Raw genomic sequence first — 22,208 nt, 5'->3', positions numbered from 1 at the left:
TGCGGGCGCGGCAGCACGGCCATGAACGGACGCGCTGCCGCGAACCCTGCCGACGAGCGGCCCCTCGCACTTTCACTGGGCGATCCCGCCGGTATCGGCCCGGAGCTTGCATTACGCAGCTGGCTGGCGCGTGATGATGCGGGCGTCGTACCCTTTGCCGTTATCTTTGGCTTCGAAGTATTGCGTGAGGCGGCGGCGAAGCTGGCGCTGGATGTGCCGGTCCAACGGATCGAGACCCTTGCCAACACGGCGGATGTTTTCCAACGCGCCCTTCCTGTGCTTGCCGATAAGGATGGCCGGTACACTCCTGGAATGCCCAACCCCGATAGCGCGCAGCTAGCGCTTGCGTCGCTGGAGGAAGCCACGCGGTTGGCATTCTGTGGGGAAGCGGGCGGTGTTGTCACCGCGCCGATCGCGAAATCGCTGCTGGCGGATGTAGGCTTCGACCATCCCGGCCAGACCGAATACATGGCGGCTGCCTGCGGGTTGGACCCACAGGCGTCCGTGATGATGCTGGCCGGACCGCGCCTGCGCACGGTGCCCGTCACCGTTCACTGCGCCCTGGCCGATGTGTCGGGCCTTTTATCCAAAGACCTAATCGTGGCCCGCGCAACAATTGTGGCCACGGCTTTGAAAAACGATTTCGGCATCGCAAATCCACGGCTCGCCGTGACGGGCCTGAACCCTCATGCGGGGGAGGATGGCCGTTTTGGACGCGAGGAAATCGAGGTTATCGCGCCCGCCATTGCCGCGTTGCAGGCACAACGCATCAACGCGACCGGCCCGCATCCCGGTGATGCCCTGTTCACTCCGCGCTCCCGCAAGACCTTCGACGCGGCGATCTGTATGTATCACGATCAAGCCCTCATACCGCTGAAAGCCCTGGACTTCGATGAAGGTGTGAACGTTACGCTCGGCCTGCCTATCGTGCGCACTTCGCCCGATCACGGAACCGCATTCGATATCGCCGGCACAGGACTAGCCGACCCCGGCGCGACGATCGCCGCCTTGTGCATGGCTGGAGATATCGCAGCGCGGCGAGCCTGCGCGCGTGCCTGACCTTCCGCCGATCCGCGAGACGATCAAACGCCACGGCCTCAGTGCGGCTAAATCGCTTGGTCAAAATTTCCTGCTCGACGAACAATTGCTGGACCGGATTGCCGCTATTCCGGGTGATCTGGACGGTAAGGCGGTGCTGGAAATCGGCCCCGGTCCGGGCGGGCTGACGCGGGCGCTGCTGCGCGCCGGGGCACGGGTGACGGCAATCGAAATGGACGCACGCTGCCTGCCAGCCCTTGCCGAACTGAACGAAGCGTTTCCAGGTCAGTTGCGCATGATCCAGGACGACGCGCTGGCCATGGATCACGCAGAGCTGATGGGTGAGCCGTTCGCGGTGCTGAGCAATCTGCCATACAACATCGGCACCGCGTTATTTGTGCGTTGGCTGGGCGGGGATCATTGGCCGCCGCAATGGACGTCCTTGACGCTGATGTTCCAGCAGGAAGTGGCACAGCGCATCGTCTCTGCTGCAGGCAGCAGCGCTTATGGCAGGCTCGCCATCCTGTCACAGTGGCGCAGTTCTGCGAAACTGGCGATGAAAGTCCATCGCAGCGCCTTCACCCCGCCACCCAAAGTGATGAGCGCGATCGTTCACGTGACGCCCGCCGAGATGCCGACCGGCGTCTCGGCGAAGGTTCTGGAACAAGTCACCGCTGCCGCATTCGGGCAACGCCGCAAGATGCTCCGCCAAAGTCTGAAGGGCATTCCCGGCGCGTTGGACGCATTAAACCAGCTTGGCATCGAACCAACCCGCCGCGCGGAAACACTGAGTGTCACCGAATTTGTGAGCCTGGCCCGCGTTTTAAGCTGACAACTTTTTTCGCCTCCTGCCGCCATGCGTGAAGCAAGGGCTCCGTATATCCGCTCGGCTGTTGAGTGCCCTTGAACACCAAATCGCACGCAGCCTTGAACGCGATACTATCAGGATCGCCAGCCATCGGCCGGTAATTCGGGTCGTCCGCGTTCTGCTCGTCCACTTTGGCAGCCATGCGTTGGAGGCTGTCCATCACCTGATCGCGGGTGACCACGCCGTGATGCAACCAGTTCGCCATATGTTGCGAGGAAATGCGCAGCGTCGCGCGGTCTTCCATCAGCCCGACATCGTCTAGATCCGGAACCTTGGAACAACCGACCCCGTGTTCCACCCAGCGAACCACGTAGCCCAGCAACCCTTGCGCGTTGTTGTCCAATTCCTCGCGCAGTTCCTCTTCGCTCCAGTTTGTGCCGGTGGCGACTGGAATGGTCAGCAGCTTGTCGAGGCCCGGCACCTCCCCCAACCCCTGCTGCAGTTCGAATACGTTCTCGCGGTGGTAATGGATCGCGTGCAACGTCGCAGCGGTGGGCGACGGAACCCAGGCTGTGTTCGCCCCGGACCGCAAATGGCCGATCTTTTCGGTCATCATCTTTCCCATCAGGTCCGGCGCAGGCCACATACCCTTACCGATCTGTGCACGGCCTGACAGACCGTGACGCAAGCCGATACCGACATTGCGCGCCTCATAAGCGCCGAGCCAGTCGGCGGACTTCATCTCTGCCTTGCGGACCATCGGGCCCGCTTCCATCGATGTGTGAATCTCGTCACCCGTCCGGTCGAGGAAGCCGGTGTTGATGAACACGATTCGATCGCGCACCGCGTGGATGCAGGCCCCCAGATTGGCGGAGGTCCGCCGTTCTTCGTCCATCACGCCGACCTTGATCGTGTGGCGGTCCAGCGCGAGCATATCCTCCACTGCATCGAACAAGTCGTTAGTGAACGCGCATTCTTCCGGCCCGTGCATCTTGGGCTTCACGATGTAGATCGAAGCCTTGCCTGACGAGGGTCGGCTATTACCGTAGCGGGTGAAACCGCGCACATCCTGCGTAGAGATGGCGCTGGTGAGCACCGCGTCCATAATGCCTTCAGGGATTTCCGACCCGTCGGACAGCAGGATTGCGGGATTGGTCATCAAATGGCCCACATTCCGAACGAATAGTACCGACCGACCAGGCAGTTCCGCTTGCGTCCCGTCTGGCAAAGTGACCGCTTTGTTGCCCGCCAATTCGCGGGTCATGGTCCGGCCACCCTTTTCGAAGCTTTCTTCCAAATCGCCGCGGATTACGCCGAGCCAATTGCGATAGGCGAGCTGCTTGTCCTTGGCATCGACCGCGGCAACCGAGTCTTCGAGATCGACGATCGTCGTGAGTGCTGATTCCAGCACGATGTCGGAAATACCCGCGCGATCGGTTTCGCCAACCGGGGTTGTGCGGTCAACCTGCACGTCGATATGCAGGCCGTTGTGCCGATAAAGAAAGCCGCGTTCGGTCGTGCCGACATATTGGCCTGGATCGGCAAGCTTTGCGTCTGCGATGTCCGTCAGATCGGACCAGCTGCCAGACGCCAAAGGCAATGTTTCGTCGAGGAACTTGCGCCCTTCTGAAATTACAGCATCACCGCGCTTCTGGTCGTAACCGCCCGGTTTGGCGGGCGGCGCATCCAGCGCGTCGGTCCCGTAAAGCGCATCGTACAGACTGCCCCACCGGGCATTCGCCGCGTTCAGCAGGAAGCGCGCGTTCAATACCGGAACCACCAACTGCGGTCCGGCCATCGTGGCGATTTCGGCATCGACGTTTTGGGTGCCAATCGTGAAATCGCCCGGCTCTTCCACAAGATAGCCGATCTCCCGCAGGAAGTTCTGATACGCCGACGTGTCATGCGGCTGGCCCTTGCGTTCCCGGTGCCAGGCATCGATTTGCGACTGCAGGCTTTCGCGCCGTTCGAGCAAGGCCCGATTGCGCGGGGCGAAGTCTGCCAGCAGATCGGCAAAACTCTTCCAGAACACATCCGCATCCTGCTCGATCGGCGGGAGAATTTCAGCCTCGATAAAGGCGGCAAGCGACGGATCGACCCGCAGGCTGGCACGGTTGGTGTAATCGGGCATGGAAACTCCAGAGTGGGACGGCGCTTGGCGCGCGTATGGGTTGGCAATGTCGGTCCCGGGGAGGAGCGGCATATATGGCGGGGTGCAGCCAGCTTTGCAATTCAATTGGGGTTTGCCGCACCGCCGGCTTGGACTTGACCAGATGCGCGGCTAAGGCTGCGGGCATGGAAAATGAGCCACAGATTACCGCGCTGGGCAGCGTCGACGCCGCGCTGATCGACTCTATCGATGCACCCGCGATGCTTGAACAGGTACAGGGCTGGAGCGCAATCAATTCGGGCACAGGCAACCTTGCCGGCCTGGAACGGCAGGCGCATGCGCTGGCGGATGCGTTTGCTGCGCTGCCGGGCGAGATCGAGCTGGTGGAACCGGCCCCCGTCACCGCCATCGATGACCGCGGCCGCGAATATGAACGCCAGTTCGGCAAGCACCTCGTCATGCGCGTACGCCCGCAGACGCAGCGGCGCTTCATACTGACCGGCCACATGGACACGGTGTTTCCTGCCGATCACCCGTTCCAGGACCAGCAATGGCTGGACGACGAAACGCTGAACGGTCCCGGAGTAGCGGATATGAAAGGCGGACTGTCGGTCATGCTGCACGCGCTGCTCGCATTCGAGCGCAGCCCCGTTTCAGGCCGTGTTGGATATGACATCATGATCAATTCCGACGAAGAGACAGGCAGTCTCGCATCGTCCGACCTGATCGCCCGTCTGGCAGGCGGCAAGGCGGCAGCGCTGACTTATGAACCCAGCGCCCTGCCCGATGGAACGCTGGCGCATGAACGCGGCGGGACCGGCAATTACTCGATCACTGCCAGCGGCAAGTCCGCCCATGCCGGACGCAATCCGCAGGATGGGCGCAACGCCATCGTTGCGCTGTCCGATCTGGTGCTGCGCCTTACCGAGATGGCGGGTGAGGATATCACTGTAAACCCTGCCAAGATCGAAGGCGGCAGCGCCAACAATGTCGTGCCGGACCATGCCGTGTTGCGCTTCAACATCCGTCCCAAGACAACGCATGCGATGGAGCGGTTCGATAATGAATTGAACGATTTGCTGCGCAATATTGAGGCGCAGCATGAAGTCGGGCTTTCGCGCCATGGCGGCGTCACGCGTCCGCCCAAGAAGGTCGATGCCAAGGCGCAAAAACTGTTCGATCTGGTCAAGGAATGCGGTGCGCTGCTCGGCCAGGATATCGGATGGAAATCCACTGGCGGCGTGTGCGACGGCAACAACATCGCGGCCTGCGGCGTGCCGGTGGTCGACACGATGGGCGTGCGCGGCGGATCGATCCATTCGTCTGATGAATTCCTGATTGTCCCCAGCCTGAAAGAACGCGCCGCATTGTCCGCCCTCGTATTACAACGTCTCGCTACCGGAGATAAATTTTGAGCTTTCGCCTGCGTGCGGCCCGTCAGGGCGATCTTGAGCCTTTGTATGAAATGGCGAAGCTGACCGGCGGAGGGTTTACCAACCTTCCGTCCGACCGCGATGCCATAGCCGACAAGCTTGAACGTACCGGCAAGGCTTACGGGCGCGACACGCAAGAGCTGTCGGACGAGCTGTTCGTGCTGGTGCTCGAAAACACCGAGACCGGCGCAGTGCGCGGCACCTGCCAGATGATGACGCAGGTCGGGCAGCAATGGCCGTTTTACAGTTACCGCACGTCCACTCTGACGCAGCATAGCCAGGAACTGGACCGCACGGTGCGCGCCGAATTGTTGAGCCTGACCACCGATCTGGAAGGGTCGAGCGAGGTCGGCGGCCTGTTCCTGCACCCCGGTGAGCGGGCGGGCGGACTTGGATTGCTTCTGGCGCGCAGCCGCTATCTGTTCATCGCCATGCACCGGAAGCGTTTTGCAGACCGCGTAATCGCGGAATTGCGCGGTATCATCGACGAACGCGGCGGGTCGCCATTCTGGGACGGGGTCGCCGGGCGTTTCTTCGGCATGACTTTTCAGGAAGCGGACTATTTCAACGCCATCAACGGCAACCAGTTCATTGCGGACTTGATGCCCAAACATCCGGTCTATGTCGCCATGTTGAAGGAAAGCGCGCGCACGGCCATCGGCGTGCCCCACCCCAGCGGCCGCGCGGCGATGCGGATGCTGGAGAAGGAAGGCTTCGCTTTCGAAGGCTATGTCGATATTTTCGACGGCGGCCCGACCATGATCGCCCGCACCGATGCTGTAAAGAGCGTTGCCGGCGCGGTGGAAGCTACAATTGTGGCTACCGATCTAAACTCTGGCGAACGGGCGTTGGTAGCGAGTGGGCAGCTCGGCGATTTCCGCTCCAGCTACGCCATGCGTGAACTGCGCGATAGCGGTGTGGCGATCGATCGGGCAGCATCTGAAACTCTGGGCGTCAAGACCGGCGATATCGTATGGAGCGTCGCGCGTTGACCGACCGGAAGCTGCAGGAAATCAATTTCGACGGTATCGTCGGCCCAAGCCATAATTATGCCGGGCTGAGCCTCGGCAATCTGGCGGCGACTTCCAACAAGGGCGACCGGTCATACCCTCGCGCGGGCGCATTGCAGGGCATCGCCAAGATGCGCGCGAACATGGCGCTCGGCCTGCCGCAGGGTTTTCTGGCCCCGCTGGACCGGCCCAACGATGCGCTGGTCGCTTCGCTGGCACCCGATCCCGTGAACGACCGCGCGCTGGTCGCCGCAGCATGGTCCGCCTCGTCGATGTGGACCGCGAATGCCGCCACCGTGAGCCCCGCACCCGATACGGTGGACGGCCGCTGCCACCTGACGCCTGCAAATCTGGTCACCATGCTGCACCGCGCGCAGGAATGGCCTGAGACAAAACGCCAGCTCGACATTGCCTTCGCCGACGCGGAGCATTTCGTCGTTCACGATGCAGTGCCACCCAGCTTTGGGGACGAGGGTGCAGCCAACCACATGCGGTTTTGCGAGGGCCATAATACCCAAGGTGTGGAAGTGTTCGTCTATGGCCGGCCGGGCGGCAAATTTCCCGCCCGCCAGCACGAACAGGCCAGCCGCGCCGTGGCCCGCCTTCACGGGCTCGACCCTTCCGCTTGCGTCTTTATCGAACAGAACCCTGCGGCCATCGAAGCCGGTGCGTTTCACAATGATGTGGTGTCGGTCGCAAACGAACGCGTGCTGTTCACCCACGCGGAAGCCTTTGCCGACCAGCAGGCCGCCTATGACGCCATTCGCGCCGCCTTCCCGGCATTGGAAGTCGTGGAAGTGCCTGCCGATGCGGTGTCTTTGGCGGAAGCGATACGTACCTATCTGTTCAACGCCCAATTGCTGACTTTGCCCACAGGCGAAATGGCGCTCGTCGTGCCTAGCGAATGCCGTGAAAGTAAGCCGGTGTGGAATTGGCTCGAAACGATGCAGGCAGGAAACGGTCCCATTCGCAAAGTCATCCCGGTCGATGTGCGGCAATCGATGTCCAATGGCGGCGGTCCGGCCTGCCTGCGATTGCGCGTCGTTGCAGACCCGGCGACGGTGGATGCGCGCTTCATGATGGATGTCGATAAGGCGGACGCTATGGAAGCGGTCATCGACGCTCATTGGCCCGAACATATCGATCCTGCCGATGTCGGCACCGATGCGCTCGCAGGAAAGATCCGTGCTGCGCGCGGTGCCCTGCTCGATCTGCTGGATCTCGGCGAGCTTCGCTAACCAAAGCTGTTCAGGGTTAACGCCCTTGCCGTTCTGTCGGCGGCCCTTACACTCGCCCCTGCATTAACCTTCGCCGGCCGCACGAATGCGCCGCTGGCACGGTGCTTGCTACCGAAAAGGTTAAGAAGGGGCGTTCATGTTGCTGAAGATAAAAAGGCTTTTCGTCATTAAGACGCGGTGGGAGGCCTATCTCATTATCTATGCGCTCGCTTTGGGCGCAACCGAACGCGGCGCGAATTACCTCACACAGTTTCCCGGCTATTTCGGCTGGTTCATGTTTCTGTGCTGCACCGGCGCGGTGTTTCTTGCAGGCGCGAAGATCCTGGATTGTTTGAAGCTGGAAGCTGGGTTGGATAGGGCAGTGGATGAGCCGGAGCCCGTCACAGTCAAGTGACCGATTGCTGCCAGTTTTTGTAGTAGCCTCAAGCGTCGGCGGTCGCATGCGCTTTCTTAGGCTTCCGGCCTACCGGCCGGCGTGCGGTCGCACGCTGGACTGCCGTGACCCGGAACCGGGACTACCTTGCAGGCTTGGCGCAGGACCCGTTTGCGATGAGCAAACCAAAGGCCCGAACGGGCCGCCCGCAGCGAAGTGGCCGAAGGCCGCGGGAGCGAGGAAGCAAGCAGGCCGGATGGCCTGCGCCCGCAGGGACCCAGAAAAGGAGTGGGGGGTTCTGTTGCTAGGCCCCCCGGGCCCCCGTAACACTTCTGTTGCCCGGTGTGTCCAACCGCGCTTTAGCTTTGTAAATTCAGACCGTTAGGCCCTAAAATTACGCGGCGATTGCGAGTGCTTCATTGTCATTTGCACTTATGGTTTGTGAGCCTTAAACGGGTTACTCAGCCCGAACGAAAACAAAGCCTTTCAACACACGTCGATCCTAGTTCGGCCCCATCAGGAACGGCGCAAAACCGCCGCTTTTGGTGGAGCCGCCGGGTACTGCCCCCGGGTCCGTTGTGCCTATTACACAGTGCACTTTATCGTCATATCCGGCCAAAACCGGCTCTCTCTATATAAGCGTTCCAGCGTTAATGTGAAGTGAGCAGTGCAAGGTGCGTCAGCCCTTAACGCTATCGGCGCGCAATTCGGCCAATATTTTCTTCAACACGTCGAGCTGCGGATCGGTCGGAACCTCGTCGCTTTTTGAGCTGTCTTCGGTTTGCGCCTGCTTTTCCTGTATCTCGTCGAGCACCCGGTTCACCGATTTCAACAGCAGGAACAGAGCGAACGCGATGATGACGAAGTTCACGAGCTGGGTCAGGAAGTCGCCATAACCCAGCATCGCCACCCCGGCCTCCTTCAGTTCGGCGTAATTAGTGCGCGATCCCGTATATTCAGCCGGTATCGTACCCAGGAGAACGAACCAGTTGGAGAAATCGACATCGCCAAACACCCAGCCGATCAGCGGCATCAGCATGCTTTCTGTGAGCGCGGTCACGATCTTGCCGAATGCCGCGCCGATTACCACGCCCACCGCCAGGTCCAGCACATTGCCGCGCGCGATAAATTTCTTGAATTCGCCAAGCATCGAAGCCCCCATATCCAACCCGTGATTTTGTCCCGCTTAGCAATTGGCAGTAACCGCGCAAGAGTGAGAAAAGCGTGCGCCCAGCTTGCACCACCGCCCAGCCGTGCTATCCCCATAATACAGCTTTTTATCGAAGGAAGATTCATGCCGTTCGTCAAACCTGTCAGAGCCGCGTTCATAGGGTTTCTGGCCCTCGCCATTTCCGCATGCGGTATCAATTCCGTCCCAACCAAGGAAGAAGCCGCCAAGGCCAAATGGGCCGACGTTCAGGCGGCCTACCAGGCGCGCTCCAATCTCGTGAACAACCTCGCGGAAGTCGCGCGCGGCGCGCAGGAGGGGGAGCGCGGGATCCTGACCGATGTGATCGAGGCGCGTAGCCGTGCCACCAGCGTCAATATCGACGCATCCGATCTCAACGATCCCGCGAAGGTCGAACAGTTCCGCGCGGCGCAGGCTGAACTCGGCCAGGGGCTCGGGCGGTTATTGGTGAATGTCGAACGTTACCCCGACATCAAGTCGAACCAGAACTTCGTGATGCTGCAAAGCCAGCTGGAAGGCATCGAGAACAAGATCCGTATCTCGATCATGGATTACAACGATGCGGTGCGCGATTATAACACCACCATCCGCACCTTCCCCGATACGATCGGCGCGAACATCATTCACGGTGCGGAACCCATGGTGCCTTACGAAGCCACGACCGAAGGTGCGGAAGAGGCGCCCGAACTCGATCTGACGCCCAACAGCTAAGGGCGAGGCCATGGCCCTTCGATCCATCGTTCGCCTGCTGGTGGCGAGCCTCGCGCTCGGCCTCGCCGGGCCGCTCGCGGCGCAGGAGTTTCCTGCGCTGAGTGGGCGGGTGGTGGATGAAGCGGACATTATCCCGGCAGATATAGAGGCGGAGATCGACGCGAAGTTAGCTGCTCTGGAAACCCAGTCGCAGCGGCAATTCGTGGTCGCGACCATACCCGATCTGGGCGGATACCCGATCTCCGATTATGGATACCGGCTGGGCCGCGAATGGGGCATCGGGGACGAGGAGCGCGACGACGGCGTCATCCTGCTGGTCGCACCCAACGACAAAAAGGTTCGGATTGAAGTGGGCTACGGCGCAGAGCCGGTGCTGACCGACGGGCTTTCCGGGTTGATCGTGCAAAACACCATCCTTCCCCGCTTTCGCGAAAACGATTTTGCAGGCGGTATCGTGGCCGGGACCGACGCCATAATCGAACAGCTTATCCTGCCCGAGGAGGAAGCGCGCGCCATCGCGGCGCAAGCCGGCGAGCAGCGGGCCCGCAGCGAAGGGGCCGGCATTCCGGTCAATGCCATCATCTGGGTCGGCTTCCTGTTCTTCTTCTTCATCCTGCCACTGCTGCGCGGCAAACGGGGGCGCAAATACCGCCGCCGCGGCGTCGGCGGTGCCGTGGGTGACATCCTGCTGTGGGAAGCGGTCAACCAGGCCACGCGCGGTAGCCGCCGTGGTGGCTGGGGCGGCGGAGGTTTCGGGGGTGGTTTCGGCGGAGGCGGCTTTGGCGGCGGAGGTTTCTCCGGCGGCGGTGGCAGCTTCGGTGGCGGCGGCGCGAGCGGGGGCTGGTAGATGGCGTATCTGGACGAAACAGGCCACCGCATCGTAACCGAAGCCGTATCGCAGGCAGAACTTTCCACGTCCGGCGAAATCGTCACGGTACTGGCCGATCGAAGCGATGGTTACAGCGACATTGCGCTCGCCTGGTCCGCCCTCGCTGCGTTTACCGCGATGACGGTCTGGGCGGTTTTTCCGGACTTCTTCCTGGACAAGGTCAACTGGATCATCGGTGCCTGGAACACCGATTGGAGCACTGGCGGTATAATCGGGCTGGTCACCGCCTTGGGAATTCTGAAATTCGTCGGGGTCTGGCTCCTGCAACTATGGACGCCGCTGAAATTCGCGCTAATCCCCGGGCTCGTCAAAACCACCCGCGTGCACGACCGTGCCATCACCCATTTCAAGGTCGGTGCCGAACGCCGCACGCATGGCCGCACCGGCGTGTTGATCTACTTGTCCATGCACGAACATCGCGCTGAAATCGTGGCCGACGAACCGATCGCGGCAAAGGTTTCCGCCGAAGTCTGGGGGGAAGCGATGGCCGACATGCTGGTCGAGATAAAGCAGGGCCGCATTGCGGAAGGCATGGCTGCCGGTGTTCGCGATGTCGGGCAAATCCTGTCCGAGCATTTCCCACGCGCGGAAGATGACACCAATGAACTGCCCGACCGGCTGATCGAAGTCTGATGCCATTCGGAAAGGGCGACGGCATTGCCCATGGTCAGGTAGACGGCCTTCGCGATCCTGATGCAGACCTGCCGGAAGAAATACGCTGGCAGGGAAAATTCATAACCGCCAAGACGCGCGGTCGCTGGGAATATGTCGGCCGCGCTCGGGGCATTCGGGCTGCGGTCATTCTGGCGGTGGAAGATGGGCACATATTGCTCGTCGAACAGTACCGGGTCCCGCTCGGCAAGCCATGCATCGAACTGCCCGCCGGTTTGATCGGCGACGAGGATGGCGGCGAAGGCGAAGTTGCGCTTGCCGCAGCCGGACGGGAACTGGAAGAAGAAACTGGTTACCGAGCCGCCCGCCTGACGAATTGCGGCGAGTTCTACTCCTCCCCAGGCATGGTCAGCGAAGCATTCACGCTGGTCCGTGCGCAAGGCCTTACCAAGGTCGGTGATGGCGGCGGGGTCGCGGGCGAAAACATAGCGGTCCACCGCGTACCATTGGACGGTATCGAGGACTTCATTACAGATGCACGGGTACGCGGAGCGGGCATCGATACGCGTATCCTGCTCGCGCTCGGCCAAACAATATTGGGAGACGGATTATGACTGACCGCAAGGCAGGCCGCGTGGCCGGAAAACTGGCGCTGGTAACCGGGGCTGCGCAAGGGCTCGGCGCAGCGGAAGCGACCATGCTGGCACGTGAAGGCGCGCGCGTCCTTTGCACAGATATCAATGGCGAAGGCGCCGAAGCAACCGCAGCCGCACTCAATTCAGAACTGGGGGCTGGTACTGCATTCGCACTGAAGCACGACGTGACGAATGCGGAAGACTGGGACGCTGCGATCGAAATGGCGCGCGACCAAATGGGCGGGTTGTCGGTGCTGGTCAACAATGCCGGGATCGGCGTGAAGGGCAATATCGAAACCTGCAGCTTCGAAGACTGGAAGCTGGCATTTTCGGTGAATGTCGACAGCGCCTTCCTCGGCTGCCAGCGCGCTCTGCCGCTGATGGCCGACAACCAGCCCGGCTCGATCGTGAACATCAGTTCCATCGCCGGCCTGATCGCAAGCGATACAATGCCCGCTTACAACGCATCGAAAGCGGCCGTCTGGATGCTGACCAAATCGGTCGCGCTCCATGCCGCGAAAAAGGGTTGGGATATCAGGTGCAATTCGGTCCATCCGACCTTTGTAGATACGCCCATTCTGGACGGAATGGCGGCAAATGCCGGGATCGACAAGGAAGTGGTAATGGGCAAGCTCGCGCGGCAGGTGCCGCTCGGCAGAGTCGGGGAACCCGACGACATCGCCGCCGGGGTGCTCTATTTGGCAAGCGACGAAAGCCGCTTCATGACCGCCGCCGAACTCAAACTCGACGGCGGAATTTCCGCTATGTGAACCTGGACATGAGTGTGAGAGTGAGTACGATTGTCCGATCGGGCCTGTATGAGGATGGAAAGATGGCTGGCGGCGATCAGTCCGCCACCAGCGCGATGATAAGATAAACGATCAACAGCGATCCGAAGCCAAGCAGCGTTCCTGCGACAAACCCGATCCGGACCATCGTGGCATCCACTTCGAAGTATCGTGCGATGCCGGAGCAGACCCCGGCCAGTTTCGCGTTTCGCTTGTCGAGCGTAAACCTGTGGCTATTCGATCCGGTACGGTCGGACGGCGCACCGCCGCCCGCGTTGTGGTTCAGCTGGTTCATGCGATCATTCCGCTATTGGCGACGCTTTGTGTGGCCGGCAGAATTGCAGTTGCCAAAAGAACGGCGGAAATTGCGAGCGAGCCTACGGCAGCGGTGATGCGGTTCGAGAATGCGGTCATGGAAAGTCTCCTTTGTTAAACTGTCTGGCCGGGACTGGCTGGACACCGGATACTTTGCACGGGCCGTGCCAGTTTCGGTAAATCGCGCGTTATCAAAGGGTTCCTGACAAACTTATTCATCGATCGTCAATGAAAATACAAACAATCGGTGATTTGCACCAACTTTTGGTTTGTTAAGTTTGCCCGTTTGGCAGCCAGCATGGTTTCGCTGGCGATTTCGGTTTGCTGCTCCTATCTCGAACGCCCTCATGGCACTTACCCAGATCAGCCTCGCGCGCTTTCGCAATCATAGCGCGACCACTCTCGACGACACGCGGCGCTTCAACCTGCTGATCGGGGAAAACGGTGCGGGAAAAACCAACGTATTGGAGGCAATCTCGCTGCTGGCACCTGGGCGCGGGCTACGCCGCGCGATGTTGCCAGATATGGCTGAGCAGCGCGGTGCGGGCGGATTTGCCGTAGGGGCTACCCTGCAAACAGATGATGGCGGCGACCCCGTGCGGCTGGGTACCCAGACCGAGGCCGCGCAACCGACCCGGCGATTGGTGCGCATCAACAGCGCGGCCGCCAGCGCCCTGGCGCTTGGCGAATGGCTTTCTCTAAGCTGGCTCACGCCGGCAATGGACCGGTTGTTTACCGACAGCGCAGGCGCACGGCGGCGGTTCCTCGACCGGATGGCGCTGGCGCTCGATCCTGCCCATGCCGGACATGCAAGCCGGTATGAAGCCGCCTTGCGCGAACGTAACCGGTTGCTTTCGGATGCGCAGGATCGCGGCCAGCCGGCCGATCCGCAATGGCTTTCGGCAGTCGAGCCGCGTCTTGCGGAACACGGCGCAATGCTGGCGCAGGGGCGCGCGCGGCTGGTGGGCGCGCTGATGGAGGCATTGTCCGCCCTGCCCGCCGAACCATTTGCCCGTCCAGCCCTGACGCTGGTGCCCGGCGGGCCGATCATTCGCGAGGAACTGATCGCGGCACTGGCCACGAACCGTCCGCAGGATCAACGCGCCGGTCGCACACTGATAGGCCCGCATCGTGACGAGTTGGAGGTTCGAATGGCGGCTTCCGGCGAAGCAGATCACAGCGCCGGAATGGAGGCTGCGCGCTGCTCCACCGGTGAGCAGAAAGCCATGCTGATAGCGATTACCCTCGCCCATGCCGAACTTGCCGCACGTGGGCGGCCTTCGCTACTTTTGCTGGACGAGGTCGCTGCGCATCTCGATCCAGTCAGGCGCACCGCGCTGTTTGCACGGCTGCGCGAAGGCGGCGCGCAGGTCTGGCTAACCGGCACAGAAAGCGCGCCGTTCGCGGATATCCTGGAGGAAGCTGCCGTATGGCGGGTCGGGAACGGAGTTGTGGAGCGGGTCTAGGCCCCGCCCCGCACGCCCTTTACTTCGCAGCGTCCGGCAGCGCTTCCGCCACGTCATCCGCCGTATAGGCTACCAGCGCCTCGATCCCTTCGGTCGTGGGATGGATACGGTCGGGCTGGATCAGCCGTGGTTGATCGTAAACCGGCTCAAGGAAAAACGGCACCAGCGCGGCTCCGTATTGCTCCGCCAAATCGCGGTACAGCGCATCATATTGCGCGACGTAGTCCGGCCCCAGGTTGGGCGGCGCACGCATACCGAACAGAATTGCCGGGATGTCGCGCTTTTTCAGTTCATCCAGCATCGCGGCAAGGTTTGCACGGGTCGCTTCGGGCGGTAGATTACGCAGCAGATCGTTGCCGCCCAATTCAAGGATCACCAGTTCGGGCGGGGTATCCTGCGCATTCAGAGTAAACGCGAAACGCTGCAACCCGGCCGCCGTGGTGTCGCCCGACACACCGGCATTGACGACCTGCGCGTTGATGCCGCGCGCTCGCAATGCGTTCTGCAGTTTCGCCGGATAGGCATCCGCCGCCGGCACGCGGTAGCCGGCGAACAGGCTGTTCCCGAACGCGAGGACTTGCCGCTGCGGACCCATAACCGGCTGGCTGACATCATCTGCCACCTGCTCCCGTGCGGCAGTTGGTTCCGCTACCGCATCGCCGGCATTTTCGTCGCACGCGGCAAGAGCGGCGCACATTGCAATCGAAGAAAGGCACCGGGCGATAGCCAAATTACTGAGTTTCATGGGGTCCATCCTTGTTTGAGACCTATGCCTATGCCATCTATATAAGGTGACAAGTCCAGACCTTGCGATTTCCGCCCGAAACCTGACCCTGACCCTCGGTAGCCACGATGCGCCGGTCGATATCCTGCGCGGTGTCGATCTCGACGTTACTCGCGGTGATGTGGTCGCCCTGCTCGGCCCGTCGGGTTCGGGAAAGAGCTCCCTGATGGCAGTGCTTTCCGGCCTCGAACGGGCGACGGGTGGCGCATTGCAGGTGGCGGGAGCCGACTTTGCTGCCATGGACGAAGACGCGCTGGCACAGGCGCGGCGCGGACGGATCGGCATCGTGCTACAGGCGTTTCACCTGCTTCCGACCATGACCGCTACCGAAAATGTGGCAACGCCGATGGAGCTTGCCGGAATTGCCGACGCGGATGCGCGTAGCCGGGCGGAACTGAAGGCGGTCGGGCTTGGCCATCGGCTGGGGCATTTGCCCGCGCAGCTCTCAGGGGGCGAGCAACAGCGCGTCGCTATCGCCCGCGCCACTGCCGGTCGGCCGGACCTTATCTTTGCCGACGAACCAACCGGCAATCTGGATGCGGCGACCGGGCACGAAATCATCGACCTGTTGTTCGCTCGCCGCGCTGAAACCGGCGCCACGTTGCTGATCATCACGCATGATGCGGAACTGGCCGCTCGCTGCGACCGGGTGTTGACCATGGCCGACGGTATCATCGCGAGCGATACACGCAGCGCAGCCGCCGCCTGATGACGGGCGAGGCCGCACAAACCTCTCTCGGCTGGGGAACCGCGTGGCGTATTGCGCGACGCGACCTCAACGCGAATTTTCGCGGCTTGCGCCTGTTGCTGATCTGCCTGTTCCTCGGCACCGGGGCGCTTGCCGCCATCGGCACGCTTACCAGCGCCATCGAGAGCGAGCTGCAAGATCGCGGCCAGACGATCCTTGGTGGCGATCTGCAGGTAGAGCTTTGGCAGCGCGGTCCCAGTGCGGAGGAACTTGCGGCTCTGGAAGAATATGGCGATGTTTCCGGCGGCACAAGGCTGCAGGCCATGGCGACTTCGGGCGAAAACGCCGCGCCGGTCGAGCTGAAGGCAGTCGACGAGAACTGGCCTCTCTATGGCGAGCTCACCTTGGCCGACGGACGCACCGCAAGGGCGCCGCCCGAAGGACAGGCATGGCTGGCCCAAGGCGCAATCGACCGGCTGGACTTGGCAGTGGGCGATCGTTTTCGCATCGGCACGGTCGAGCTGGAGATCGGCGGAATTATTGCGGACGAACCGGACCGGCTGGGCGAAGGCTTCCAGCTTGGGCCCACCATCATCGTGGCTAAAACCATGCCCGAACGCGCCGGCCTGATCCAGCCAGGCGCGATGTATCAGAGCAAGTATCGCGTGGCGTTCGGAGATGCGACACCGCCCGATACCGTGCGCGAGGCTCTGGAAGAACGTTTCCCCAATTCAGGCTTCGAATATCGCACGCGTGATCGCGCTTCGCCGGGGGCGGACCGGTTCGTCGGGCGGATGGGCGAATTTCTGACATTGGTCGGTCTGGCCGCGCTGGTAATTGCCGGGATCGGCATCGGCGGCGGCGTATCATCCTATCTCGAAGCGCGCCGGGCCAGCATCGCCACTTTCAAGGTGCTGGGTGCTAGCAGCCGCGATATCGCGCGTATCTATGCGTTGCAGATCGGCGCTGCTGCGCTGGTCGGCACGGTTGCAGGATTGCTAGTGGGTATGCTGGTGACCCCGTTGCTGGCCGGCGCACTGGATGGGCTACTGCCGGTATCCAGCGGCTTCGTGTTCGCGCCAATGGCTCTAATAGTCGCCGCTGCTTACGGCTTGCTGGTTGCACTGGTATTCGCCGCGACGCCGCTGGCCCGTGCACGCCAGTTCCCTGCCATGGCGCTGATGCGGTCGCGGATGGGGTCGCTGGGACGCGATGGACGGGCACTGACTTGGATCGTCGGAGGACTGGCAGCAATTATTGCCATCGCGTTGCTGACATCGTCCAATCCGATGCTGTCGGGCTTGTTTTTGGTAGGTGCCGCCGCTGCTCTGGGTCTGCTTGCATTGCTTGGCTGGGCGATCCGTAAGGCCTCTACCCGGTTGCCCCGTTCGTCCAACCCGCTGCTCCGCAATGCGCTCGCCAATCTGCATCGTCCGGGGTCTAGCACCGGGGCGCTGGTGACGGCTTTAGGTTTCGGACTTGCCGCGTTCGTGCTGCTGGCGGCCATTCAGTCCAGTATCGATGGCAATATCCAGAGCCGTGTTCCGGCTGAAGCACCCGACTATTTCGTGCTCGACGTGCCGCGCGACGGGGAAGCGGAATTTCGCGCGCTCGTACGCCAGACCAGTGCCGACGCGGCGATCCGCACCGTGCCGGCCCTACGCGGCGCAGTGCTGGCATATGGCCCGCAAGACGCGATGACGCGGGTGGCCGATCTGGAGGAACTGCCGGATGGTGCCTGGGCGCTGCGCGGCGAACGCGGGCTAACCTATTCCGCAAATGTGCCGCCTGGCAACTCGCTCACCGAAGGCGAATGGTGGGGCGAGGCCCATGACGGCGAGCCGCTGGTGTCGGTGGATGAGGAGTTTGCTGCCGCTATCGACCTCGCCATCGGGGATTACATTACAATCGGGGTGCTCGGCGTCGAGCGTACCGCCCGCGTTGCCAATTTGCGGCGGATCGACTGGGAAAGCATGGGCTTCAACTATGTGCTGGTCTTCAGTCCCAACGCGCTCGCGGACGCCCCGCACAATCTGGCCGCCACCATCGACCTGCCGGAAGGCACGCCCACCGGCCCGTTGCTACGGCAACTGGTCGGCGCGTTCCCGTCAAGTTCCGTGATCGAGATCGGGCAGGTGCTGGAAGAAGCGCGCACCATCCTCGGCCAGGTCGGGATTGCCACGCTGGCGGCGGCATCGGTGGCGGTGCTGGCCGGCCTCGCCGTGCTGCTCGGCGCAATCGCGGCGGCCCGGGCTGCGCGCATGTACGATACGGTCGTACTGCGTGTGCTGGGAGCGAGCAGGCGGCAGATACTGCTGATGCAATTGTTCGAATACGGCTTGCTGGCCCTCATTCTCGCAGGCGTCGCGCTGGCCTTGGGCAGCGGGCTTGCGTGGTTGGTCATCACACAATTGTTCGAATTCGACTGGCTACCCGATTGGGGGCAGGTGTTCGCAGTACTGGGTTTCGGCCTCGCTACCGTCATGGTGTTCGCACTGGCCGGATCGCTGCCGCTGCTACGGGCTAAACCAGCGCAGGCATTGCGCACGCTATAGAATGGTTACTTCAACAAGTAATCGGGATTGCGCTCCACCGGATCAGGACCGTAGCGGTTTTCCTCCTTCGTACCGGGCAACGCCATCTGAATAAAATAGGCAATGGTCAGGCTGATACCGAGCACCGGCAGCGATGATAGAACAACATAGCCAAGGTACCACCAGCCGGAAAAACCGCGGTCATGCAGCCTTCTGACGTTAAGCCCGATATAAGGCAACGTGACCACGACCAGCCATATTGCGATAATAATCGATAGCGGCCTAAACGCCGGATTGTCGGCATTCGCTTCTGCCGTAACGCTCCAACGCATCACGCCGTCGTTCGCCCATTCGATGCCAGCTGCCAGCGAGATCGCCACCAAGGCCAAGCCCACCAGCAAATTGGCGAGCGTGAACAACCAGTATTCGCGGCGCCCGGCGCGATCTTGCCAAACATTCCATAAAACGAACGGTCGCTTCAAGGTATCTAAGATGCTCAAGCGATGCCGGCTCCCGTCATGCAATACACTATTTCCAGTTGGCAGGTCCGATCGCAACACCGGCATAAAAAGGGGGCCGCGAAGGACCCCCTTTTTTCATTTGGTCATGCAATCCCGATTAGAACCGGAAACGGCCCGTTACACCGTAAGTGCGCGGAGCGTTGGGGTAGCCGGAAATCGATCCGGCCTGCGCCACGCTGGGGAAGATCGTCGTGATGTAACGTTCGTCCAACAGGTTGCGCGCCCATGCGCTGAGTTCGAAACCATTATCCAGAGCCAGCGTGAGCGAGGCGTTCACCTGGTTCACTTCGCGGCGATAATTGCGCGCGATACGGCGAGCAACTTCGTTGGCGGTCTCGGTTGCCGTGGCACCGAAGCCGGGCACGCCGTCAAGGATCTGGGTGTTGCTTTCGTGGTAGTAATCCACCCGCCCGATCAGCGCGCTGCCGGAATTGCCCAGCTCCTGCGTATACTGCGCCGAGGTAGAGATGGTCCATTCCGGAATGCCGGCTGGCGTTTCACCCGTCAGATCGCCCACGGCGGAACCGGGGAAGCTGTCGAAGGTCGCATCGAGATATGTCGTGGCGAAGGTAAACAGCAACGCATCACTGGGTGAAATCGTCGTGTCGAACTCCACGCCGCGGGTCGATTGTTCACCAGCGTTGGTGAGGGCAAAGCCCGTGCCTGTAAATGCGAACGACTGGAAGCCTTCGATCGTCTGGTCGAATATAGCGAGGTTGAAACCGAAACCGGGGAAACTGGCTTTCAGGCCGACTTCATAAACTTCGGAATCTTCCGGCCCGGCGAAACGCGAACCGCTGCTCAGGTTGGGGACGGCCAGCCCGGCATCGCGGATTGGCGATGATGGTGCCAGGATCGTGCTACCGCCCGGTCCTGCTATGAAGTCCGCATTCGATGGGCGGCTGTCACGTGACAGGTTGACCGAAGACGCCTTGAAGCCCGTCGCATAGGTCGCATAAACGTTTACGTTGTTGTTGACCTCGTAAGACGCACGCAGGGTATAGCTGAAATCGTCATCGTTCGTTTCGCCCGGCTCGACCGAGTTCGGCAAGTCCACGAACGGCGGCTGGAATTGCAACGCCTGCAGCCCAAGCAGCGGGTTGAGCGCAGGATTGGTAGCCGCTGCAGCGATCTGGCCGAACGCAGCGGGATTGGCTTGCTGGAAACCACCGATAACCGCAGGGGTTACTGCGCTGGGTGGGATTTGCAAAATCTGGGCGATCTGACCCACGATGACCGCATCCACCAGATTGATGTTGGCTAAGGGATCGCTGGACTGCTGCGAAAGCGTAAAGTCCTTGGAATCGTCGGTGTAGTTGAACCCGGCAGTCAGTGTGAGCCGGTCGGTCAGTTCGAAATCGACCGTACCGAAGATCGAGTAGGACGTGTTGTCCAGCGTAAACAGTTCCCGTGTCAGCGGGCCAGGTGCAAAGATGCTACCGGCTGGCAGACCGAGACCGGCTTCTGCAAACGGAAGCGCACCGCCTGCCAGCAGATTGAAGAACGCCCGGCCCTGCGGGCCAGTGTCCAAACCACTATTCTGGACCACGGATTCATCGAAATAGAAGCCGCCGAGCAGGAAATTGAGAGGCCCGTCGAAATCCGACGTAACGCGAACTTCCTGCGTGAACGTATCGATCGCCTGATCGCGGAATTCATTGACGATATTGGCGCTGGTGAAATCGACATCCTGAGCGTTGAAGCTGCGCAGTTCGCGATAGGCGGTGATGGAGGTAAGCGTCAGCGCGCCCAGTTCCAGATCGCCTTGAAGCGAGCCGCCATAGCTTTCGATCTCGTTTTCCGGCAGCACATTCAGGAATGTCCGGTCGGAAAACAGGTCGTTTGGCTGGATCTGTCCGCCCGCACCGATGATAGCCGCTGTCGTAGGACCAGCGAGGACGTTACCGGCAAAGCAGCACAGCTCATCGATCTTGGAATAATCGCCGATGGCACGCAGCTTGAGCGTATCGGACGGTTCGAACAGCAATTGGCCGCGAACGCCGTAACGGTCGCGCTCATTGATCTTCTCACCCAGGTTCACAACATCGACATAACCGTCGCGCTTGTTCAAGTTGCCGTCGATCGAGAACGCGATGGTATCGGTAATCGGGCCGGTCACATCGGCCTTCAGCACGATCTGATCGAAATTACCGTAAGTGGCGGAAACCGAGCCGCCGAAATCGAACTGCGGTTCGCGGGTGATGACGGAAATGACACCGGCGGAGGCGTTCTTGCCGAACAGCGTAGATTGCGGTCCGCGCAGCACTTCGATGCGCGACACGTTGGCGATGTCACCGATCTGGCCAGCGGAGCGGCTGCGGAACACCCCGTCGATGAAAACACCAACGGATGGTTCGATGCCGACATTGTTGGCGCCGTTACCGAAGCCGCGAATGATGAAGGTAGTGTTGGCGGAGCTTTGCAGCTGGCTGACGCGCAAGGACGGGGTAACCGTCTGGAGATCGATAAGGTCGCGAATTTCGGCGCGTTCCAGCGTTTCGGCCGTCGTCACGCTGACGGAAACGGGGGTATCCTGCAGGGTCCGGGCGCGCTTGGTCGCGGTGACGATAATCTCGTTCGCGGAGCGGCTTTCCTCGATCCCGGTAAAAGTATCGCCATCGTCGGGCGTTTCGATCTGGGCTTCGGCTTCGTCCGTCCCGACGCCTTGGGCGCTGGCGATCGAAGGAACCGAAAACGCAGCTGCCGCAGCGCCGGTCATCAGCAGGGTGCGCACATTGGTGGCGCCGAAAGACGTGAAGTTCATGTACTGGTGTCCTCTCCGTAGCGGGCAATTCTTGGTACGACCTGGGCCTTGATACGACCTTGGCCCTTGATACGGCCTTGGCAGGTGTGTGTGGTTTGCCTCTATGCTGATGCGCATAATCGCAGGCCCCACACGGCACAAGCGTGAAATAGCGCCCATACCCGCTACTTAGCGACTGGTTGTGGCACGCAAGACACACCTGAACCGCGCAGGTTCGCCGGCAGGACCTGCCTACCTTCGCAGGTGCAGCAAAGCTTGCCCTGCCAGGCAAGCTGGGGTAAGGCGCGCGCAACGAAAGGGCG

21 protein-coding genes and 1 other RNA gene are annotated in these 22,208 nt (G+C 61.4%); 14 read left to right on the top strand and 8 right to left on the bottom strand.

Annotated features, from left to right (window positions below; all coding sequences use genetic code 11):
- Positions 1-21 precede the first annotated feature (21 nt).
- Positions 22-1,059, top strand: coding sequence for a 4-hydroxythreonine-4-phosphate dehydrogenase PdxA (gene pdxA, locus HME9302_RS03510; protein ID WP_115365868.1), 1,038 nt, complete (start codon positions 22-24; stop codon positions 1,057-1,059).
- Positions 1,052-1,870 carry a 16S rRNA (adenine(1518)-N(6)/adenine(1519)-N(6))-dimethyltransferase RsmA gene (gene rsmA, locus HME9302_RS03505; RefSeq protein ID WP_115365867.1) on the top strand — a complete coding sequence of 273 codons (819 nt, stop codon included), beginning with the start codon at positions 1,052-1,054 and terminating at the stop codon, positions 1,868-1,870. The genes pdxA and rsmA overlap by 8 nt, the downstream gene beginning before the upstream one ends.
- Here rsmA and HME9302_RS03500 read toward each other — a convergent pair.
- A complete protein-coding gene (locus tag HME9302_RS03500) occupies positions 1,833-3,977 on the bottom strand; it encodes a malate synthase G (protein ID WP_115365866.1) in 2,145 nt (714 codons plus the stop codon). The two genes, rsmA and HME9302_RS03500, sit on opposite strands and share 38 nt — an antisense overlap.
- Before the next feature lie 164 nt (positions 3,978-4,141).
- On the opposite strand from HME9302_RS03500, the gene HME9302_RS03495 reads away from it, so the two are divergent.
- From HME9302_RS03495 to HME9302_RS03480, 4 genes are all read left to right on the top strand, one after another.
- Positions 4,142-5,371, top strand: a complete 1,230-nt coding sequence (locus HME9302_RS03495; protein ID WP_115365865.1) for a hydrolase — start codon at positions 4,142-4,144, stop codon at positions 5,369-5,371.
- Positions 5,368-6,381, top strand: coding sequence for an arginine N-succinyltransferase (locus tag HME9302_RS03490; RefSeq protein ID WP_115365864.1), 1,014 nt, complete (start codon positions 5,368-5,370; stop codon positions 6,379-6,381). Before HME9302_RS03495 ends, HME9302_RS03490 begins: the two co-directional genes overlap by 4 nt.
- Entirely contained in the window at positions 6,378-7,637 is a 1,260-nt protein-coding gene (locus HME9302_RS03485; protein ID WP_407641310.1) for an N-succinylarginine dihydrolase, read from the top strand. Before HME9302_RS03490 ends, HME9302_RS03485 begins: the two co-directional genes overlap by 4 nt.
- Before the next feature lie 136 nt (positions 7,638-7,773).
- Entirely contained in the window at positions 7,774-8,031 is a 258-nt protein-coding gene (locus tag HME9302_RS03480) for a hypothetical protein (RefSeq protein WP_115365862.1), read from the top strand.
- A 301-nt stretch (positions 8,032-8,332) separates the two neighbouring features.
- Here HME9302_RS03480 and ssrA read toward each other — a convergent pair.
- Positions 8,333-8,674, bottom strand: a transfer-messenger RNA (tmRNA) gene (ssrA, locus tag HME9302_RS03475).
- Positions 8,675-8,689: 15 nt separating this feature from the next.
- A complete protein-coding gene (mscL, locus tag HME9302_RS03470) occupies positions 8,690-9,160 on the bottom strand; it encodes a large conductance mechanosensitive channel protein MscL (protein ID WP_115367445.1) in 471 nt (156 codons plus the stop codon).
- Between the two features lie 144 nt (positions 9,161-9,304).
- Here mscL and HME9302_RS03465 point away from each other — a divergent pair, with 144 nt between their 5' ends.
- The 5 genes from HME9302_RS03465 to HME9302_RS03445 are packed head-to-tail and all read left to right on the top strand — an operon-like array spanning position 9,305 to position 12,816.
- Complete coding sequence (locus HME9302_RS03465; RefSeq protein WP_115365861.1) at positions 9,305-9,910, top strand: LemA family protein; 606 nt, start codon at positions 9,305-9,307, stop codon at positions 9,908-9,910.
- 10 nt (positions 9,911-9,920) lie between these two features.
- Positions 9,921-10,757 (top strand): TPM domain-containing protein, encoded by an 837-nt coding sequence (locus HME9302_RS03460; protein ID WP_115365860.1) that lies wholly within the window; start codon positions 9,921-9,923, stop codon positions 10,755-10,757.
- Positions 10,758-11,432: a TPM domain-containing protein gene (locus HME9302_RS03455; protein WP_115365859.1), complete on the top strand. Its 675-nt coding sequence runs from the start codon at positions 10,758-10,760 to the stop codon at positions 11,430-11,432.
- The gene (locus tag HME9302_RS03450; RefSeq protein WP_115365858.1) at positions 11,432-12,025 is read left to right on the top strand and encodes an NUDIX hydrolase; all 594 of its coding nucleotides are present in this window, start codon (positions 11,432-11,434) and stop codon (positions 12,023-12,025) included. Before HME9302_RS03455 ends, HME9302_RS03450 begins: the two co-directional genes overlap by 1 nt.
- A complete protein-coding gene (locus HME9302_RS03445) occupies positions 12,022-12,816 on the top strand; it encodes an SDR family oxidoreductase (protein ID WP_115365857.1) in 795 nt (264 codons plus the stop codon). The genes HME9302_RS03450 and HME9302_RS03445 overlap by 4 nt, the downstream gene beginning before the upstream one ends.
- A gap of 76 nt (positions 12,817-12,892) precedes the next feature.
- Here HME9302_RS03445 and HME9302_RS03440 read toward each other — a convergent pair whose 3' ends face one another.
- Both HME9302_RS03440 and HME9302_RS13475 read right to left on the bottom strand, forming a co-directional pair.
- Positions 12,893-13,129 carry a PspC domain-containing protein gene (locus HME9302_RS03440; protein ID WP_115365856.1) on the bottom strand — a complete coding sequence of 79 codons (237 nt, stop codon included), beginning with the start codon at positions 13,127-13,129 and terminating at the stop codon, positions 12,893-12,895.
- Positions 13,126-13,248 (bottom strand): hypothetical protein, encoded by a 123-nt coding sequence (locus tag HME9302_RS13475; RefSeq protein ID WP_268243471.1) that lies wholly within the window; start codon positions 13,246-13,248, stop codon positions 13,126-13,128. The genes HME9302_RS03440 and HME9302_RS13475 overlap by 4 nt, the downstream gene beginning before the upstream one ends.
- 248 nt (positions 13,249-13,496) lie before the next feature.
- Here HME9302_RS13475 and recF point away from each other — a divergent pair, with 248 nt between their 5' ends.
- Entirely contained in the window at positions 13,497-14,615 is a 1,119-nt protein-coding gene (gene recF / locus HME9302_RS03435) for a DNA replication/repair protein RecF (RefSeq protein ID WP_115365855.1), read from the top strand.
- A 19-nt stretch (positions 14,616-14,634) separates the two neighbouring features.
- Here the strand turns inward: recF and HME9302_RS03430 are convergent, their stop codons facing one another.
- Positions 14,635-15,360, bottom strand: coding sequence for an arylesterase (locus HME9302_RS03430; RefSeq protein WP_115367444.1), 726 nt, complete (start codon positions 15,358-15,360; stop codon positions 14,635-14,637).
- A gap of 46 nt (positions 15,361-15,406) precedes the next feature.
- Between HME9302_RS03430 and HME9302_RS03425 the strand changes: the two genes are divergently transcribed.
- The gene (locus HME9302_RS03425) at positions 15,407-16,108 is read left to right on the top strand and encodes an ABC transporter ATP-binding protein (RefSeq protein WP_115365854.1); all 702 of its coding nucleotides are present in this window, start codon (positions 15,407-15,409) and stop codon (positions 16,106-16,108) included.
- Entirely contained in the window at positions 16,108-18,642 is a 2,535-nt protein-coding gene (locus HME9302_RS03420; RefSeq protein WP_115365853.1) for an ABC transporter permease, read from the top strand. Before HME9302_RS03425 ends, HME9302_RS03420 begins: the two co-directional genes overlap by 1 nt.
- 5 nt (positions 18,643-18,647) lie before the next feature.
- On the opposite strand, the gene HME9302_RS03415 is transcribed toward HME9302_RS03420, so the two are convergent.
- Positions 18,648-19,121: a DUF805 domain-containing protein gene (locus HME9302_RS03415; protein ID WP_181815671.1), complete on the bottom strand. Its 474-nt coding sequence runs from the start codon at positions 19,119-19,121 to the stop codon at positions 18,648-18,650.
- Between the two features lie 118 nt (positions 19,122-19,239).
- The gene (locus HME9302_RS03410; protein ID WP_115365851.1) at positions 19,240-21,906 is read right to left on the bottom strand and encodes a TonB-dependent receptor; all 2,667 of its coding nucleotides are present in this window, start codon (positions 21,904-21,906) and stop codon (positions 19,240-19,242) included.
- Positions 21,907-22,208 lie beyond the last annotated feature (302 nt).

Origin of the sequence: Alteripontixanthobacter maritimus (assembly GCF_003340475.1) — a bacterium.
GTDB classification, from domain to species: domain Bacteria; phylum Pseudomonadota; class Alphaproteobacteria; order Sphingomonadales; family Sphingomonadaceae; genus Alteripontixanthobacter; species Alteripontixanthobacter maritimus.
Note: the sequence above shows the minus strand (reverse complement) of the source record. Positions and strands in the feature narration are given on the sequence as shown.